This window comes from Rhizobium sp. LARHSG275 (genome assembly GCF_052871115.1).
Genome location: NZ_JBIXJN010000003.1, coordinates 312,306 through 327,537 on the forward strand (window position 1 = coordinate 312,306; position 15,232 = coordinate 327,537).

The 15,232-nt window shown below is 61.7% G+C and carries 19 protein-coding genes and 3 pseudogenes; 17 read left to right on the forward strand and 5 right to left on the reverse strand.

Going from position 1 to position 15,232, the window contains the following annotated elements:
• Positions 1-167 precede the first annotated feature (167 nt).
• Together ACIPSK_RS05375 and ACIPSK_RS05380 are read left to right on the forward strand one after the other, a co-directional pair.
• Positions 168-322: pseudogene (locus ACIPSK_RS05375) on the forward strand (GFA family protein); the annotation flags it as partial.
• 217 nt (positions 323-539) lie between these two features.
• Positions 540-983: an SRPBCC family protein gene (locus ACIPSK_RS05380; RefSeq protein WP_064247377.1), complete on the forward strand. Its 444-nt coding sequence runs from the start codon at positions 540-542 to the stop codon at positions 981-983.
• A gap of 37 nt (positions 984-1,020) precedes the next feature.
• Here the strand turns inward: ACIPSK_RS05380 and ACIPSK_RS05385 are convergent, their stop codons facing one another.
• Both ACIPSK_RS05385 and ACIPSK_RS05390 read right to left on the reverse strand, forming a co-directional pair.
• Positions 1,021-1,947, reverse strand: a complete 927-nt coding sequence (locus ACIPSK_RS05385) for a hypothetical protein (RefSeq protein WP_162116132.1) — start codon at positions 1,945-1,947, stop codon at positions 1,021-1,023.
• Positions 1,948-2,080: 133 nt separating this feature from the next.
• Positions 2,081-2,254: a hypothetical protein gene (locus tag ACIPSK_RS05390; protein ID WP_017964889.1), complete on the reverse strand. Its 174-nt coding sequence runs from the start codon at positions 2,252-2,254 to the stop codon at positions 2,081-2,083.
• Between the two features lie 104 nt (positions 2,255-2,358).
• Here ACIPSK_RS05390 and ACIPSK_RS05395 point away from each other — a divergent pair, with 104 nt between their 5' ends.
• The 3 genes from ACIPSK_RS05395 to ACIPSK_RS05405 all read left to right on the forward strand — a co-directional run bounded on the left by ACIPSK_RS05395 (position 2,359) and on the right by ACIPSK_RS05405 (position 3,279).
• The gene (locus ACIPSK_RS05395) at positions 2,359-2,784 is read left to right on the forward strand and encodes a hypothetical protein (RefSeq protein ID WP_162116133.1); all 426 of its coding nucleotides are present in this window, start codon (positions 2,359-2,361) and stop codon (positions 2,782-2,784) included.
• A gap of 83 nt (positions 2,785-2,867) precedes the next feature.
• A complete protein-coding gene (locus tag ACIPSK_RS05400; protein ID WP_017964887.1) occupies positions 2,868-3,068 on the forward strand; it encodes a hypothetical protein in 201 nt (66 codons plus the stop codon).
• Position 3,069: 1 nt separating this feature from the next.
• The gene (locus ACIPSK_RS05405) at positions 3,070-3,279 is read left to right on the forward strand and encodes a hypothetical protein (protein ID WP_132609999.1); all 210 of its coding nucleotides are present in this window, start codon (positions 3,070-3,072) and stop codon (positions 3,277-3,279) included.
• Positions 3,280-3,370: 91 nt separating this feature from the next.
• On the opposite strand, the gene ACIPSK_RS05410 is transcribed toward ACIPSK_RS05405, so the two are convergent.
• A complete protein-coding gene (locus ACIPSK_RS05410; RefSeq protein ID WP_162116134.1) occupies positions 3,371-4,255 on the reverse strand; it encodes an SDR family oxidoreductase in 885 nt (294 codons plus the stop codon).
• 91 nt (positions 4,256-4,346) lie between these two features.
• On the opposite strand from ACIPSK_RS05410, the gene ACIPSK_RS05415 reads away from it, so the two are divergent.
• The 5 genes from ACIPSK_RS05415 (at position 4,347) to ACIPSK_RS05435 (ending at position 8,010) form a co-directional block, all read left to right on the forward strand.
• A complete protein-coding gene (locus tag ACIPSK_RS05415; RefSeq protein ID WP_162116135.1) occupies positions 4,347-5,171 on the forward strand; it encodes a helix-turn-helix transcriptional regulator in 825 nt (274 codons plus the stop codon).
• A gap of 216 nt (positions 5,172-5,387) precedes the next feature.
• On the forward strand, positions 5,388-5,570 hold the full coding sequence (locus tag ACIPSK_RS05420; RefSeq protein ID WP_162116136.1) for a hypothetical protein: 183 nt from the start codon (positions 5,388-5,390) through the stop codon (positions 5,568-5,570).
• A gap of 38 nt (positions 5,571-5,608) precedes the next feature.
• Entirely contained in the window at positions 5,609-5,734 is a 126-nt protein-coding gene (locus ACIPSK_RS05425) for a hypothetical protein (RefSeq protein WP_017964882.1), read from the forward strand.
• A gap of 261 nt (positions 5,735-5,995) precedes the next feature.
• A complete protein-coding gene (locus tag ACIPSK_RS05430; RefSeq protein WP_162116137.1) occupies positions 5,996-7,534 on the forward strand; it encodes an Ig-like domain-containing protein in 1,539 nt (512 codons plus the stop codon).
• A gap of 263 nt (positions 7,535-7,797) precedes the next feature.
• Positions 7,798-8,010 (forward strand): hypothetical protein, encoded by a 213-nt coding sequence (locus tag ACIPSK_RS05435; RefSeq protein WP_245268365.1) that lies wholly within the window; start codon positions 7,798-7,800, stop codon positions 8,008-8,010.
• 123 nt (positions 8,011-8,133) lie between these two features.
• Here ACIPSK_RS05435 and ftsZ read toward each other — a convergent pair whose 3' ends face one another.
• The gene (gene ftsZ / locus ACIPSK_RS05440) at positions 8,134-9,153 is read right to left on the reverse strand and encodes a cell division protein FtsZ (protein WP_017964879.1); all 1,020 of its coding nucleotides are present in this window, start codon (positions 9,151-9,153) and stop codon (positions 8,134-8,136) included.
• 433 nt (positions 9,154-9,586) lie between these two features.
• Here ftsZ and ACIPSK_RS05445 point away from each other — a divergent pair, with 433 nt between their 5' ends.
• The 4 genes and pseudogenes from ACIPSK_RS05445 to ACIPSK_RS05460 form a co-directional block, all read left to right on the forward strand.
• The gene (locus ACIPSK_RS05445; protein WP_162116138.1) at positions 9,587-10,051 is read left to right on the forward strand and encodes a hypothetical protein; all 465 of its coding nucleotides are present in this window, start codon (positions 9,587-9,589) and stop codon (positions 10,049-10,051) included.
• Positions 10,052-10,055: 4 nt separating this feature from the next.
• Entirely contained in the window at positions 10,056-10,343 is a 288-nt protein-coding gene (locus tag ACIPSK_RS05450; protein WP_162116139.1) for a hypothetical protein, read from the forward strand.
• Positions 10,344-10,460: 117 nt separating this feature from the next.
• Positions 10,461-11,741, forward strand: a complete 1,281-nt coding sequence (blh, locus tag ACIPSK_RS05455) for a bifunctional sulfur transferase/dioxygenase Blh (protein ID WP_162116140.1) — start codon at positions 10,461-10,463, stop codon at positions 11,739-11,741.
• A 39-nt stretch (positions 11,742-11,780) separates the two neighbouring features.
• Positions 11,781-11,972: pseudogene (locus ACIPSK_RS05460) on the forward strand (hypothetical protein); the annotation flags it as partial.
• Here ACIPSK_RS05460 and ACIPSK_RS05465 read toward each other — a convergent pair.
• Positions 11,969-12,465 (reverse strand): annotated as a pseudogene (locus ACIPSK_RS05465) (HIT family protein). The pseudogenes ACIPSK_RS05460 and ACIPSK_RS05465 overlap by 4 nt on opposite strands.
• A 225-nt stretch (positions 12,466-12,690) precedes the next feature.
• Between ACIPSK_RS05465 and ACIPSK_RS05470 the strand changes: the two are divergent.
• From ACIPSK_RS05470 to ACIPSK_RS05480, 3 genes are all read left to right on the forward strand, one after another.
• Positions 12,691-13,614 carry an MYG1 family protein gene (locus tag ACIPSK_RS05470; protein ID WP_162116141.1) on the forward strand — a complete coding sequence of 308 codons (924 nt, stop codon included), beginning with the start codon at positions 12,691-12,693 and terminating at the stop codon, positions 13,612-13,614.
• Positions 13,615-13,813: 199 nt separating this feature from the next.
• Positions 13,814-14,203: a c-type cytochrome gene (locus ACIPSK_RS05475; RefSeq protein ID WP_162116142.1), complete on the forward strand. Its 390-nt coding sequence runs from the start codon at positions 13,814-13,816 to the stop codon at positions 14,201-14,203.
• Between the two features lie 162 nt (positions 14,204-14,365).
• A complete protein-coding gene (locus ACIPSK_RS05480; protein ID WP_162116143.1) occupies positions 14,366-15,184 on the forward strand; it encodes a cytochrome c oxidase subunit II in 819 nt (272 codons plus the stop codon).
• Positions 15,185-15,232: the final 48 nt, after the last annotated feature.

The following is a 15,232-nucleotide window of genomic DNA, read 5'->3' on the forward strand; positions in this document are numbered from 1 at the left end:
GCAGCTTTGTGACAGTCGGCTCGTTGGCACGCGTGGAAAATTCCAGTCATTGTCGGACTCTGCGGCCCGGATCTTCGGCGGTGTTCATCGCTTATCTGGATCAGAAATGCCGGCAGGAACGTGGCGACGACTGCCTCGGCGCGGCGGTAAATCTCCTGATTCGTCAGAGCGGCCTCGAGAGTTTCCCCGGTCTCGTCTTCTTGACGCTCGGCAGCCTCGACCGGCCCGAATTGATCAAGCCGCGGTCGAAATGTTCACCCGGCGCCGGCTGGCCTGGGTAAGATCGCTCAATCTTCCGCAGTTCGAAGGCATGCCCGGTTGAGCCGCGATGCCCTAAAGCGCGTCCCAATCTTTCAGCGTTTTCTCTTGCGCTTTAGGTCTTTGTTTCCACGCATATCGTTATCGCAAAACGGCTGCACACTTTTGCGTGACATGCTTTTAGCAATTTTTCTTGAAGAAAAGTTCGATCCGGTGTCGGATCGGCCAAGCCCCACCCGTCCTAGGTTCGTCCATTCAGTCCATTCAAAAGGATCATGACCATGCCGAGTACCATACGCCTGCACCGCGTTCTGGCGACCAGCCCGGAGAAAGTCTATCGCGCATTCCTGGAGGCGGACGCGCTTGCCAAGTGGCTTCCGCCGAACGGCTTCCTCTGCACCGTGCATCATTCGGAGCCGGTTGTCGGCGGCACGTTCAGAATGTCCTTCCGCAACTTCACGACGGGCAATAGCCACGCCTTCGGCGGCGAATATCTCGAGCTCGTCCCGGGCGAACGCCTGCGCTACACCGATAGGTTCGACGACCCCAACCTGCCTGGCGAAATGGAAGTCACCGTGACGCTGAAGAAGGTTTCGGTCGGCACTGAGGTGGATATCGTGCAGGCAGGTGTGCCTGACGTCATTCCGCCCGAGGCTTGTTATCTCGGCTGGCAGGAGTCGCTTCGAAACCTCGCGAGAATCGTCGAACCCGACATCCAGGAATAGCAAAAGATCGCGCCGGATTGAGTCGATCCGGCTGAGATCATCTGATGGCGCGTTTGGCGAGAGCGTGCCGGGCGGCCGTGGCGCCCCAGTCGTCGGAAAGGTCCTGCCCTTCGATTTCGGCTTCGGCGATCGGGGTCGCGCGGATCAGCGGTACGGAGCCGAAAGGCAGGCCATCGATCCGGCCTGCGTCGCGGCTCAGCATGATGCGGGACATCGGGAGATAATCCTCGGTCAGTCGGCAGAACAGGATGGCGCCGTGCTTCTCGACATCGCGGGCGACGCGATGACCGTCTGCCACGAGGTCTCCGATGTTGATCAACAGGTTCGCCCAGTTTTCGATCCCCGCCGTATCCAGTCTCGCAGCGTCGAATTCCATGAAAAGCTCGCATTCGACGCCGTTCTCCGGCTCGGATATGCCGGCCCAGGGGGTCGACAGCCCGTCAGTGGCAAGTGTCAGTCTTCCCGGCGTGTGGATGGCGAGGATGCGGCGATGCGGGCCGAACCATTTTGTCTGGGCGTGAATATTGGCCGTTCCGCGCTCGACGGCGAAGTCCTCCTGCAGTGTGCCGCGGCTCTGCCAGAAGGCGCGCCGCGCAGCCGCAGCAATCTCGTAGATCGGGTCGTCGGGGCCGCGCGGTATGATCGTCTGGTCATAACTGGTTTCGAGCGCGATCTTCGCCTGCATGAACGGAAATTTCGGCTTCTTCCAGCGGATCACCATCTTGTTGAAACGTGGCCCCTCTGAGGCAGCGAGCTTTTCGACGACATCCGCGATGCTGTCGAGCGGATGCCTGGAATCCTCCGGGACATGCTTTCCCTCGGCATCGAGGTAGCCGCCCGTCCGGGAGGAACGCCCCGCCTGCATCGTGGTGGCGGTCCATTCGCCGCTGACCGCGCCTGCCGGCGCCTTGCCGAGAGCCGGGGCAAGTTCCCGGATCGCATCGTCAATCGAATAGGATGCCACGTCGCCCCTCCGCCTTCGCCCGAAGATCGTATCCCGCGGCCGCTCGGCCGCGACCAGAAGCTAGCGCGGCGGCGTCTCCATTCAATAGCGGCTGGAGCAGGGGGCTTTCCTGGGAGGTGAAACGCACCGGCGATTATTTGCTTCCGTCATTCGGCCGCGCTTTGGCGCTGTCGTTGGTCGTCGACGAGGCAGTTTTTCCGTCCGGTTGCTGCCCGAAATATGTACCGCCGAGATGGCCGCCGGCGCTGGTGTTCTTGACCTGCTGTTCGGCGCGTTTCCGAAGTTCACGAACGTTGGTCTTGCTCATTTTTCGGCTCCATGGTTGAGGTGGACCTCTGATCAACCGATGGCGGACGACACTGTTCCATATTTTCTGCTGGAACCCTTCGTCCTTCGGATGGTTTATCCGCCATGAGATTCCTGGCCATCATCATAACGGGCCTGGCGCTCGTGGCACCTGCAGCGCACGCCTTCGCGCTCCTGAACAAGATCGGGATGGCGAAGGCGGACTATTTTATCGCGCAGCAGGCCTATGCCGGATGGTGGATCGTCGGTCTGCTCCTGCCGCTGGCGCTCGTGGCCAATATCGGCAACGCCGTGACCCTCAGGGCTGATGGAAGCGCAATGATGTTGTCGGTTGCGGCAGCCGCGCTGATCGCGCTCAATCTCGTCATCTTCATGATCTTCACCCAGCCGGCGAATGCGGCGACGGAGAACTGGACCGTGCAGCCGGAAAATTGGGAAAGCCTTCGCACCCAATGGGAATATTCGCACGCGGTCAATGCCGTGGTCACTTTGCTTGCTTTCTGCTGCGCCACGCTTGCCTCGCTACGATAAAGCGCGCTTCGCGCGAAAGTATTGCCGCGGGAACACTTGCTGGTCTTTTCGGTTTTCCCTGTTCCAACCAAGGAGGAACCACGATGGGCATGACGACACCGAAAGACGGCGCCCCCGGCACGACCGATCAGTCACCCCGCTGGGAAGGGCCGAAGGCAAATAAGCCCCGCGGCTACATGAAGGCCAAGGACGATCCGGATCGCGACCGCGATGCGTATGGCGAAAACAATCGCGACCCCGAGACGAGAGATCTCGGCGACGCGCTGAAGCAGAAGGGCGATTGACATGGCCAACCCCGAGAAAGACGCGGCCGGCCAGTTCGCCAAGTCGCGGGCTGACCGGAAGAGCAGCGGCGTCGCCAGCGCCAAGCCGACCGTCATTACCGGCTCCGAGGATGCGACGGTGAACAAGAACCCGCCCGGCAAGAAGAAGCCCGAAAAGGATTGGGACATCAATTACGACCCGGCCGACATGAATGAGGGCCGCTCGCGTTAGGAAGCTATTTTTGGCGAGGTGCGCCCGTGATTCCGACGGACGCGCCACCTCGTCCTTCCAGGCCTGGGCGCCTCCGCAAGGATGGGCTTTCTTAAAAATAAGCCGGGTGGTCGATATCGGCGAGCAGGCCGGGCTGCTGCGGCTGCCAGCCGAGCAGGGCGCGGGTGTGCTCGCTAGAGGTTGGGATGTCGAAGCCGGCGAACATGGCGAACCAGCCGAAATGCTCGGCCGCTTCTTCCCGTGAGAGCGACACGGCGGGCACATCGAGGCGACGGCCGATGACCTCGGCGATCTGCCTGAAGGGAACTCCCTCTTCCGCGACTGCCAGGAACGGGCCGCCGACGGCGCCGCGCTCCAGCGCCAGCCGATAGACACGGGCGGCATCGAGCCTGTGCACGGCCGGCCAGCGGTTCTGCCCTTCGCCGATATAGGCCGAGACGCCCTTCTGCCGGGCTAAATCGATCAGGATCGGCACGAAGCCGTGGTCCCCATGGCCATGCACCGAGGGCGGGAGGCGGACAGTGGATGCCCGCACGCCACTCGCGACAAGCGATACCGCGGTGATTTCGGAGGCGCGAGGGTAGGTCTCAGATGTCGGCATGGGCGGATCCTTCTCGGTGCCGACGCGGCCGGGGGCAAAGCCGAGGCCGGCTGTGACCAGCAGCGGATGATCGGAGCCTTGGAGGGCTTCGCCGAGTGCCTCGATGGCGCGCCGGTCGGCGGCGCAGTTCTCTGCGAATTTCGAGAAATCATGGTTGAATGCCGTATGGATCACGGCGTCTGCCTCAGCCGCACCGCTTTTCAGACTTCCCAGATCATCGAGCGTGCCGTGATGGACTTCGGCGCCGGCAGCGGCCAGTTGATCCGCTCCCTTGTCCGAGCGGGTGAGGCCGAGCACCTGATGGCCAGCGGCGATCAATTCATTGACGACAGCCGAGCCGACCCAGCCGGTGGCTCCAGTGACGAATACGCGCATGTGATATCTCCAGTTTTTGCCGGAGACAGATATCGGCTCTGCCGATATCATGGTAAAGTAGTGACATTATCATGGTATAAAGGCTAACAGGATGGGCGAGTTCGTCACCTCGGATAACCGGCTCGGCACCTATTTGAAGGACCGTCGCGTGCGGCTCGATCCCGCCGCCTTCGGCTTCGCGCGGGAGAGACGGCGCACGCCCGGCTTGCGCCGCGAGGAGGTGGCGAGCCGCGCCAATATCAGCCCGACCTGGTACACTTGGCTGGAGCAGGGCCGTGGCGGCGCGGCGTCAGCCGATGTGCTCGACCGGATCTCTCGCGCGCTGATGCTGACTGATGTCGAGCGCGAGCATCTTTTTCTGCTCGGTCTTGGACGCCCGCCCGAGGTGCGCTACCGCAGGCAAGAGGGGGTGACGCCGCGGCTGCAGGGCGTGCTCGATGTGCTGGACCCGAGCCCGGCGTTGATCCGCACCGCGATTTGGGACGTCGTCGCCTGGAACCGGGCGGCAACCGTGCTTCTGACCGATTACGGCGCGCTGCCGCCCGAGGAGCGCAACGTACTGCGCTTCATCTTCCTCGATCCGCGTGTGCGTGCCGCCCAGTACGACTGGGAAAGTGTGGCCCGTTTCGTGGTCGCGGCCTTCCGCGTGGACGCGGCCCGCGCGGGTGCTGCGGCCGAGGTCGAGCCTCTCGTCGACGAACTCTGCCGCAAAAGCCCGGAATTCCTGGCGATGTGGAGGGATAACGACGTGCGCACCCACGGCGAGGGCGCCAAACACATCCGCCACCCCATCCTTGGTCCACTCGCTTTCGAATATTCCGCCTTCCAGGTGGATGGCCGGCCGGATCTCAGCATGGTGGTGTACAACCCGGCGACGGCGGAGGATGCGGCGAAGATCAGGGGGTTGGTGGGCTGAGGCGAGTGCGGTTGCTTGAAGGAACCTCGGCAGCGCTTCTATTAATTGTTGCCGATCCGGAACTCACCGCTGTCCCGGTCGTAAGTGTGGCGGACGGTGCGGAACATTTATGGCGAAGGCGAGCCCGGAGGGAGACCGAAGGGCACCTTCCGACCATCAACGACCGTTGATCGGCGATTTCGGGGCGAGAACGTTTCAAGCATATAGGAGGACATCATGGAAGACAGAGAGCAGCGGTCGGACAAGATGGCCGGGACGCCAGACAGACACCCGGGCCGTGAGCCGCCGATCCGAGAATCGAGCGAGCAGCAAGGCATGGCGCCTAGCGTCTTTGACAAGGACCGCGTCATGCCCATCGGCAAGCCGGGCGTCAGAGTCAAAGGCGACAAGAAGGGGTGATTGGTTTGCCTGATGCCGGTAAACCCGCACGCAGCGGGATGATGATTTTCGTGCTCGTCATTTTCGTCGTCGCCATTCTCCTGGCGCTCGGATATCTGCTGTTTGCCCATCCCGGCGAGGCGCCGTCGAACGCGCCGGCCGTCCAGTCTGCTCCGACCCAGTAGCGGGTTATGTGCGTCCGTCTCGGAGGTGACCGGCCGCCGACATGTCTCACAAGCGCCGGTAGCCTTCAGCTTCGGCGCCTTGAGAGGAGGCTGTCTTCAGCTTTGACGTCGCTAAGGTTAGAGCCAAGGCGAAGCCCCCCGAACGTGACAAAGCTGTGAAATGCTAAATTACTACCTTTGATAGAAAATTTGTTGACCGAGTCGATCTCAGCTGCTTTCCTCCCGATAGACCAAGGCGAATGGATCTTGAAGGAGATATCCATGACAGTGATAAAACCTGTAGCGGTCGATGATGTCAGCAGCGCTTCCGAGAATGACGTGATCTCGGGCAATCTGCTGGATAATGATCTGGCCGGCGGCTCCGGCAACATGTTCCTCAACTTCTTCGATGGCGAGCGAGTTCTTGCCAAGACGGCCGGGCAGGTCACCGATATCGAGGGCGAACACGGCACGTTCCACATCAAGGCCGATGGCTCCTACACCTATACGCTGAACGAGGCCGCCGAGGTGGGCTTCGTTGACGGAATAACGCTGACGGAGACGATCGGCTACAAGATTTCCGACGGCGCCGGCAATACCGATTTCGGCCATTTCAAGCTCGACATTCATGGGGTCACGAGCCCGCCTGTCGCGGTCGACGACGCCTTCTCCTTCCGCGAAGGAAGCGAGATGGCCCGCAATGTGCTTGCCAATGATCACGCGGGAGAGGCGGGCACGCTCTTCCTGCGTTCGGTCGAGGGCACGAGCATTCCTGCCGGTCAGGGGCAAGGGCAGACGACCGACGTGGCGGGTGAATTCGGCATCTTCCATTTCGCAGGCGATGGAAGCTTCACCTACGATCTCAATCCGGCCGTGAAGGCTGGCCTCGATGATGGCGAGCATGTCACCGAGAAACTCCAATATTGCAAGGTCTCCGACGGCGCCGGTCACGCAGATGCCGGCGTGATTACTCTGACCGTCGACGGCGTGACGGACGGGAAGTCGTTGAATACCCATCATGTCGAGGCCCAGGCGGAAGTGGTGCGCCCCTTCTTGGACCATTACGAACTCCAGGGGGTCGCGATCGATCCGCTAACCGGCAAGTATTACGTCAGTTCCGGCCATGGTTTCCCAGATGGTCCCATGGTGAGCATTTACGACAACGCCGCGGCATTTGAAGCCGACCATGCCAGCGGCGCCATCTCTTTTGGCGACTATGACAAGGGCGAATATGACATCGGCGGAACCTATTTTTCTGTCCGCGGCGGTGAAATCATCGGCCGAACCAACGAGGCGAGAGGCCAGGAGGATCCTTTCCCCGATCAGACCTATCTCGCAAAGTGGGATGCCGCAGACGGATCGCTCGATCAGCGGGGCGATCCAATCCCGGGCCTTATCGGCGAGAATTGGGCGGGTACGTTCGACTGGGGTGGATTCACGGCCGTCAATACGATGCAGGATTCGACTGGCATTTATGTCGTCGGCCGCATCAATGATTCCACCTGGCAGGTCTCCAAAATCGATCCCGAAACGCTGAGCCCGATCGAATCCAAGACCTTCGCCGCCGGCGGGCTCGGCTACGGCTTTGCCGTCGACGGCACCTTCTTCTTCGGCGATTCCTCCAGCAGCGAGCATATCGGCACGGCCTTCGACTTCGAAACCGGGGTCAAGACAACGGTTGACGTCAACATTGCCATACCGGGAGACGACTTGATCACCAACGTGGTCTATGACTCAGCGGTAGATAATCTCTACATCACCAACACCGGGATCGACGAAATTTCCGTGGTGCACAATATCTCGGACGTCCTGTTCGTCTAGCGCATGATGCCGAAAATGCGCGATTTTCGGAAAGCACGCGTCTCCGGCTGCCCCGGCAGCAAGAGCGGCGGGCCGTGCGGAACAAGGATGGCGGCCGACGTCTTCAGCCGGCCGCGTGGACCGGTTTCGGCCGATGATTTGGAACCATGATCCCGCCGTACTGTTTAACTGGGAGGCGCCGAAGCGCCGATAACGGGATGCCGATTGCCGGCCAACCTGGTAATGACGATCGGCCTTTCGGTTCGCCTATGGAGGAACACGACATGCAGACGACCCGATCGAAAGAACTGGCGGACGAATACCTGCGGCTTGGCGGCAAACGGCTGGCGAAGATCGATGACAATATCGTTAAAATCCGCCACTGGGAGGATGACACGCCGGAGGCCGAGGCCTTCTGGCAGAAGCACATTGAGCCGCTGGATGATAAGCGCCGCGTAGAGGTCGAAACGCACCTTCCCACGATCAACGACAGGTGATCGCGAATCAACGACTGGTGATCGCGGCGATTTCCTGGAGCGCATGACATTGAAGCACGACAGCGCTGCGCATCTGAAAAGACGCGGCAGGCTGTCGTGCTTGGATATGTCGCGCCGCTGCGCTTACTGCAGCGTGCGCGTCTGGATCTGTTCGGCGGCGTGAGGCGCGGATGCGGGCAGCGGGCTGCCTTCCAGACCGGTCGCCACGACCGAGACGCGAAACTTGCCGTCGAGGCTGCGATCGAAGATCGCGCCGACGACGATATCGGCATCTTCCTGGACTTCGTCGCGAATGCGGCTTGCCGCTTCGTCCACTTCGAACAGCGTCATATCCGAACCGCCGGAGATCGAGATCAGCACGCCCCTGGCGCCCCGCATTGAGATATCGTCGAGAAGCGGGTTGGCAATGGCGGCTTCCGCCGCCTTCATCGCGCGGCTTTCACCGGAGGCTTCGCCAGTGCCCATCATCGCACGGCCCATGCCTGACATGACCGACTTCACGTCGGCAAAATCGAGGTTGATCAGGCCTTCCTTGACGATCAGATCGGTTATGCAGCCGACGCCGGCATAAAGCACGCGGTCGGCCGTCATAAAGGCATCGGCGAACGTCGTTTTCGCATCGGCGATGCGGAAGAGATTCTGATTCGGAATGACGATGACCGTATCGGCCGCCTGGCGAAGCGCCTCGATGCCGATTTCCGCCATCCGCATGCGACGGTTTCCTTCGAAGGTAAAGGGTTTGGTGACGACGCCTACCGTCAGGATGCCGGCGGCACGCGCAGCGCGGGCGATGACGGGTGCAGCACCGGTGCCCGTTCCGCCGCCCATGCCGGCGGTGACGAAGCACATATGCGACCCGGCCAGGTGATCCATGATCTCATCGAGCGACTCTTCGGCAGCCGCATGGCCGACCTCAGGCAGCGAACCGGCGCCGAGACCCTCGGTCACATTCGCGCCAAGCTGGATGCGGCGCGTCGCCTTGGAGGTGGCCAGCACCTGAGCATCCGTGTTTGCGGCGACGAATTCGACGCCTGCCAGCTTTTCCGCGATCATATTGTTGATCGCATTGCCACCACCGCCGCCGACGCCGATGACTGTAATATGCGGCCGTAGTCCAGAAATGCCGCTCTTGGCGTCCGACATCGCGCTCTCCTTTGATGCTTCGTTCATGCCCACCCTCGTTTGCGGACGGCGAATCGCGCGTCAGGATACGCGAGCAACAAGGCAGAGGCGAGGCGAAAGACTCGCGCGGCAATTCGGGATCGTCCAGCGTCGCCTCAGTCATGCGCGTGTTGGAGCGGGCAGCGCGTTTCCACCCGCACGGAAAAGAAGGCTGCGGCGGCATCAGCGCGTCGTCGTGCTCGCGGCCGTCACCGTCCAGGGACGCTTCGACGACGGCTTTGTGCATGCGAGCCACCTTGTTCGCCACGATGGACGAACCGAGCGCTGCGTCCGCTGAAAGGTCCGCCGCACAGACAGTTTGGAGATTTCGATCACAGGCGCTGACGGGCGTGAACCAAAGCCGCGCTGCGGTGTTTACCCACGCAGTTGATATCTCCGACACAGGAATGTTCCCATGCAAAGACTTCTTCTCTCAGGCATTGCTCTCGCCGCGCTCTCCGGCGTCGCATTCGCGCAACAAACGCCCATCCCGCCATCGGCCGGCACTCCGTCCGCCGTGCCCGAATCCAGCACACCGCCTTCGCCGCCGCCAGCGCCTCCATCTGCCTCCGGTGATGATGGGTCGACGATGGATGGGCCGATGATGGACCGGCCGGACGCGAGAGAACGTCCCGATGGCCCCGATCGCCAATGGCATGGCCCGAGAGGCGGGATGGGCTTCCGCGATGACGGCGGCTTCCGTGGCGACAGGGGCTTCCGCGGTCATCACCCGATGCTCCCGCCGCCCTCCAAGGCCGCGCATTTCCGCATCGAGGACGGCAACACCAGGATCGATCTGAAATGCGCCGAGGACGAACCGATGAAGGCCTGCGCCGATCTCTTGCTCCAGGTCATGGACCGCCTGCAGGGCCAGGACTGATCGTATGCGCGTGAGGCTGATGCTGCACGAGGATGCTGTCGCCCGCGTATTCTCGCGGGCGGTTTTGGAGGTTGTCGGAGGCGTCACTACGACCTGGATCGTAATGATCGGCGAGCGCATGACACACGTGCCGCCGCTCCATCCGCTCGCAATGCTGGTCGATCCAGCGGCGCGGCGGCCGATCTGGGCCTGCCCGCCCTGTGTCGCGTCTCGAGGCTACATACAGGAGGACATGCTCGACGGCGGCATCGTCGTCAGCGCCATGCATGTCGAGATCAGGCAAGTGCGGTGACGCTGTCGTTTTGACTGCGCACCGGCCGGGCCGAAGCTATTCTTGCGCTCGGCAATATACTTGTGAGATTGTAGTGTAATACATGCGATACTGCATGATGCGGGCGCAGGGGCTTCGATGACATCCGTGAAGGTCAATGAGCTGATAACGGTGGCGGGGCAGCCCGACGCCGCAGGTTTTGCCGCCTTCGCGGCTGATGGTTTTGCCGCCGTCATCAATGCCCGGCCGGATGGCGAGGAGCCGGGGCAGCCGGGCAATACGGCGGAAAAGACTTCCGCCGCCGCCGTCGGGCTCGCCTACAGCTTCGTGCCAGTGAAGGGGGCCGAGATCACCGAGGCCGATATCCGCGCCTTCCAGACGGCGGTGACGCAGGCGAAGGGGCCGGTCGTCGCCCATTGCAAGAGCGGTACGCGGGCGCTGACGCTCTATGCACTGGGCGAGGTGCTGGACGGGCGGATAAAGCGCGGGGATATCGAGGCCTTCGGTCAAAACCTCGGCTTCGATCTTGCCGGCGCGCGCCGCTGGCTGGAAAGGCGGTCGGGGCAAGCGGCTCATGTGAAGGCCTTCTTCGAGCCCCGCACCTGCAGTGTGCAATATGTCGTTTCCGACCCGGCGACGAAACGCTGTGCCATCATCGACCCGGTGCTCGATTTCGACGAAATGTCGGGGGCGACGGGAACAGCCAATGCCGACGCCATCCTTGCTCATATCGAAAGTGAGGGGCTGACGGTCGAGTGGATCCTCGACACGCATCCGCATGCCGATCATTTCTCCGCCGCACATTACATCAAGGGAAAGACCGGCGCGCCGACGGCGATCGGCGCGCATGTCACCGACGTCCAGACGCTCTGGAAGGAGATCTACAACTGGCCGGCGCTTAAAACCGACGGCTCGCAATGGGACCGGCTGTTTGCCGATGGCGACACGTTCGAGATCGGCGCGCTTAAAGCCCGCGTGATGTTTTCGCCCGGGCACACACTCGCCTCGATCACTTATGTGATCGGTGACGCCGCCTTCGTGCACGACACGGTGTTCACGCCGGATTCCGGCACGGCGCGCACGGATTTTCCAGGCGGCAGTGCTAACTCCCTCTGGCACTCGATCCAGGCGATCCTGTCGCTGCCCGAGGAGACCCGGCTCTTTTCCGGCCACGACTATCAGCCCGGCGGCCGGCACCCGCGCTGGGAAAGCACGGTGGCTGCGCAGAAGCGCGCCAATCTTCATATTGCAGGCGTTGACGAGCCTGGCTTCGTGGCGCTGCGCCAGGCGCGCGACCGCACGCTGCCCAAACCGAAGCTGATGCTGCACGCGCTGCAGGTGAATATCCAAGGCGGGAGATTGCCGGAGCCGGAGGGGAATGGCAGGCGATATCTGAAGATACCGCTGGATGCGTTGTAGCCGCGTGGCGGCAAGGAAATGGCCACCGCCATGACCCTCGTTGTCTATGAAGGCGTGCGGCTTGCCGCAAAAGTGGTGCTTCCGTCCGGTGAGGGCGCGTTTTCGGCAGCGGTCGTGGCTGATGTTCTGTTGATCAATTCTCTCGCGGCGATTGGGCTCATCTGCCTGCATGCCGGCGCGGCAGCCGGCCGTGCGCTCGTTGCAAGACAGCCGGGAACGGTGTTGTCTTAGGCTTGAGGCGCCGGAAACCGCATTGTCTCACGCAGCAACTCGATGGCCTCTGAGACCAATGGCCCTCTGACCGGTGGCGGCTCTGCGCGTTCGCAGAATTCGCGCCAGACAAACAGCGTCAGTTCCGCGCCATCCGTTGCGGTTTCCCCTGGTCCCTCTGCGAAATTCTCGAGCAGACGATATCGGGCGTCCTTCCAGAACAACTCCTCCACCCAGTCATATATCGGGATCACATGGAAATGGATCGGATAACCGGGCGCGTGGCCATACCGGCCGATATAGACGCGCTGTGCATTCAATTGCCGTTTCAGCGTACTTAGAGCCCTTGCGAGCAATGGGCCGAATTCGGCCAAAGCGTCTTCAGGCAAATCCGACAGGTCGTTGGTGTCGGTCTTGGAGCTGATCATGAGGTAACCGGGGAGGGCGGAGTTCATGCGGTGGTTCACAACCATCCGGCCGTCTCGACAACGTGAAAGTGCTGAGGGATTTCCACGGACTGCCTCTTATCTTGGGCACGCTTCAGGGGCTTCGATGAATTCAGCTGGAGATGGTATTTTGGCGATGTGCGAAAGAGCGCTGTAACACATTGGATTGGTGCATCATTTTTATTCTTAAATCGACACCGATTTAAGGTATGGGTTGAGATAGCGGCCGGCAACGGTTATCTCAAGCCGACCTGCAAGCGGATCGTCCGCGAACGACAAGGCGCATAGCTTCCATGATCCCCGATTTCCTCGTCACCCATTCCGGTGGCTTTCATGCCGACGAATTGCTGTCGAGCGTCATCCTCACCCGGCTTTTCCCGCAGGCGCGTATCGTCCGCAGCCGGGCGCCGGAGTGGATCACGCCGGGCGAAGACCGGATCATTTATGATGTCGGCGGAACCTATGAACCTGCTGCCGGGATATTCGATCACCACCAGCGCGCCGCGCCGCTACGCGACGATGGCCAGCCTTACAGCTCGTTCGGCCTGATCTGGAAGCATTATGGCCGTGATTATCTGGCAGCCTCCAGCCTTCCCGAAGCACATGTGGAAGCGATGCATGGCTGTTTCGACGCCAGCTTCGTGCTGCCGATCGATCTGACCGACAACGGCGCGCTTAGCCCGTCGGGGCCGCTGGCCGGGTTGACACTGCCAACGCTGCTGGAGACCCTGAAACCGGTTTTCGACGAGGCGGACCCTGAGGCCGACGATCGCGCCTTCCACGCGGCCCTTGCCATTGCCCGCAGTTTCGTCGAGGCCAGGATCGCCCAGAGTGCCGCAAAATTGCGGGCCGAGGCGATCGTGCATCGGGCAATCGAGGCGGCGGGAGAGGGGCGTGTTTTGGAATTGCCGAGGGGGATGCCCTTCCGTCCCGCTATCGTCAAGGCGGGCGCCGATCACCTGCTGTTTGTCGTTCATCCGCGCGAAAAAGACTGGTGCGTGACCGGCATTCGCCGCGGCGACGAGGGCTTCGAACTCCGGGCCGACCTGCCGGCAACCTGGGCCGGGCTCACCAATGGCGCACTGGAGGCGGTTTGCGGCATAGAGGGCGCGAGCTTCTGCCACAACGGCCGCTTCATCGCCGCCGCCAGAACCCGCGAAGCCGCACTTTCCATGGCTGAGTTGGCGGTAAAGGAGACGCTTTCGATCAGGGCATAGTCGCGGCAGCTGAGGTGGCGCGGGGCCTGCATCATCTGCGCGGGATCCGCCGACATCAGATTGCGTCCATGTGGCCCACTGGAACGGATTGACTTGCACCCGCGAAGGACTAAGCTTTAAGGATAGAACCACTACCCGCACGCGAATGATTGTGGAGGGTGCGGGTGGCTGGCGACCTTTAGGAGGATGAGGTTTGCCCGTGGATTACCGTGTTGTTCTGCTGATCGCCGCATCCGTTATCACCCTTTTCCCCGGTAGCGCCGGGGCGCAGGAGGGCGACGTGACGGCGGGTGCCGCCGTTTTCAAGAAATGCGCGACCTGTCATATCGCCGATTCCGATACGAACAAGGTTGGCCCGTCGCTGAACGGGCTGTTCGGCCGGAAGGCCGGAACGCACCCGAACTTCGCTTATTCGTCCGCAATGAAGGCGGCCGGAGACGGCGGTCTCGTCTGGGACGAGGCGACGCTACGCGACTATCTGCACAATCCTAAAGCGAAGGTGAAGGGCACGAAAATGGCCTTCGTCGGCCTGAAGGACGATCAGGAGATCACCGATCTCATCGCCTATCTGAAGCAATATTCAAAATGATGGGCAATATTCCAACTGCGGGCATTACTGCAAATGACGGTTCGCGGCCGGTGGCGCGTGCCTAAATTGCCGTAATTGCCGATATTTTCTATCTGTGCGATAATAAAGACGAACTTTTTACGGAATGCGGTTTCACGGGTCACTGCTCGAGGAGGAGCGGACATGGCTGTCGTGCTGATCCTCGTCCTGATTGTCGTCGGCTCCGTGCTGTTCCATGTGCTGAGCCCGTGGTGGTGGACGCCGATCGCGTCCAACTGGACCTATATCGACAGCACCCTCGTCATCACCTTCTGGATCACCGGCATCGTCTTCGTGGCGGTGGTTTCGTTCATGGCCTATTGCGTCTTCCGCTTCCGGCACAAGCCAGGCAACCGGGCGCATTACGAGCCCGAGAACCGCAGGCTGGAATTGCTGCTGGGAGGGGGAACGGCGGTCGGCGTTGCGGCAATGCTGGCGCCCGGCCTGATCGTGTGGAACCAATTCATTACGGTGCCCAAAGATGCTGCATCGGTCGAGGTCGTCAGCCAACAGTGGCAGTGGAGCTTCCGGCTGCCCGGAGCGGACGGAAAGCTCGGTCGGGCCGAGACGCGCGACGTCACCCCCGAAAATCCGCTTGGCCTCGACAAGAATGATGCAAGCGGCCTTGACGACGTCATCATCGAGGGCGGCGAGCTGCATCTGCCGATCGGTAAGTCGGTGCACATCTTGCTGCGTTCGGTCGATGTGCTCCATGATTTCTACGTGCCGGAGTTCCGCGCCAAGATGGACATGATCCCCGGCATGATCACCTATTTCTGGTTCACGCCGACCCGGACGGGGACCTTCGAGATTCTCTGCGCCGAACTCTGCGGCGTCGGCCATCCGCAAATGCGCGGCACCGTCGTCGTCGACGAGGATGCGGACTACCAGACCTGGCTCGGGCAGCAGCAGACATTCACCCAGTTGACAGCGTCATCGGGAGAGCCGCCACCGACAAACTGAACCGGCGTAGCGGTCACAGATCGCTTGCCGGTTTGGTTAACCGGCGGG

Bases quoted from the DNA above. Each gene is read 5' to 3' on its own strand.
- ACIPSK_RS05380 (WP_064247377.1), top strand. From the start codon at position 540: ATGCCGAGTACCATACGCCTGCACCGCGTTCTGGCGACCAGCCCGGAG.
- ACIPSK_RS05390 (WP_017964889.1), bottom strand. From the start codon at position 2,254: ATGAGCAAGACCAACGTTCGTGAACTTCGGAAACGCGCCGAACAGCAG.
- ACIPSK_RS05395 (WP_162116133.1), top strand. From the start codon at position 2,359: ATGAGATTCCTGGCCATCATCATAACGGGCCTGGCGCTCGTGGCACCT.
- ACIPSK_RS05400 (WP_017964887.1), top strand. From the start codon at position 2,868: ATGGGCATGACGACACCGAAAGACGGCGCCCCCGGCACGACCGATCAG.
- ACIPSK_RS05405 (WP_132609999.1), top strand. From the start codon at position 3,070: ATGGCCAACCCCGAGAAAGACGCGGCCGGCCAGTTCGCCAAGTCGCGG.
- ACIPSK_RS05410 (WP_162116134.1), bottom strand. From the start codon at position 4,255: ATGCGCGTATTCGTCACTGGAGCCACCGGCTGGGTCGGCTCGGCTGTC.
- ACIPSK_RS05415 (WP_162116135.1), top strand. From the start codon at position 4,347: ATGGGCGAGTTCGTCACCTCGGATAACCGGCTCGGCACCTATTTGAAG.
- ACIPSK_RS05420 (WP_162116136.1), top strand. From the start codon at position 5,388: ATGGAAGACAGAGAGCAGCGGTCGGACAAGATGGCCGGGACGCCAGAC.
- ACIPSK_RS05425 (WP_017964882.1), top strand. From the start codon at position 5,609: ATGATGATTTTCGTGCTCGTCATTTTCGTCGTCGCCATTCTCCTGGCG.
- ACIPSK_RS05430 (WP_162116137.1), top strand. From the start codon at position 5,996: ATGACAGTGATAAAACCTGTAGCGGTCGATGATGTCAGCAGCGCTTCC.
- ACIPSK_RS05435 (WP_245268365.1), top strand. From the start codon at position 7,798: ATGCAGACGACCCGATCGAAAGAACTGGCGGACGAATACCTGCGGCTT.
- ftsZ (WP_017964879.1), bottom strand. From the start codon at position 9,153: ATGTCGGACGCCAAGAGCGGCATTTCTGGACTACGGCCGCATATTACA.
- ACIPSK_RS05445 (WP_162116138.1), top strand. From the start codon at position 9,587: ATGCAAAGACTTCTTCTCTCAGGCATTGCTCTCGCCGCGCTCTCCGGC.
- ACIPSK_RS05450 (WP_162116139.1), top strand. From the start codon at position 10,056: ATGCGCGTGAGGCTGATGCTGCACGAGGATGCTGTCGCCCGCGTATTC.
- blh (WP_162116140.1), top strand. From the start codon at position 10,461: ATGACATCCGTGAAGGTCAATGAGCTGATAACGGTGGCGGGGCAGCCC.
- ACIPSK_RS05470 (WP_162116141.1), top strand. From the start codon at position 12,691: ATGATCCCCGATTTCCTCGTCACCCATTCCGGTGGCTTTCATGCCGAC.
- ACIPSK_RS05480 (WP_162116143.1), top strand. From the start codon at position 14,366: ATGGCTGTCGTGCTGATCCTCGTCCTGATTGTCGTCGGCTCCGTGCTG.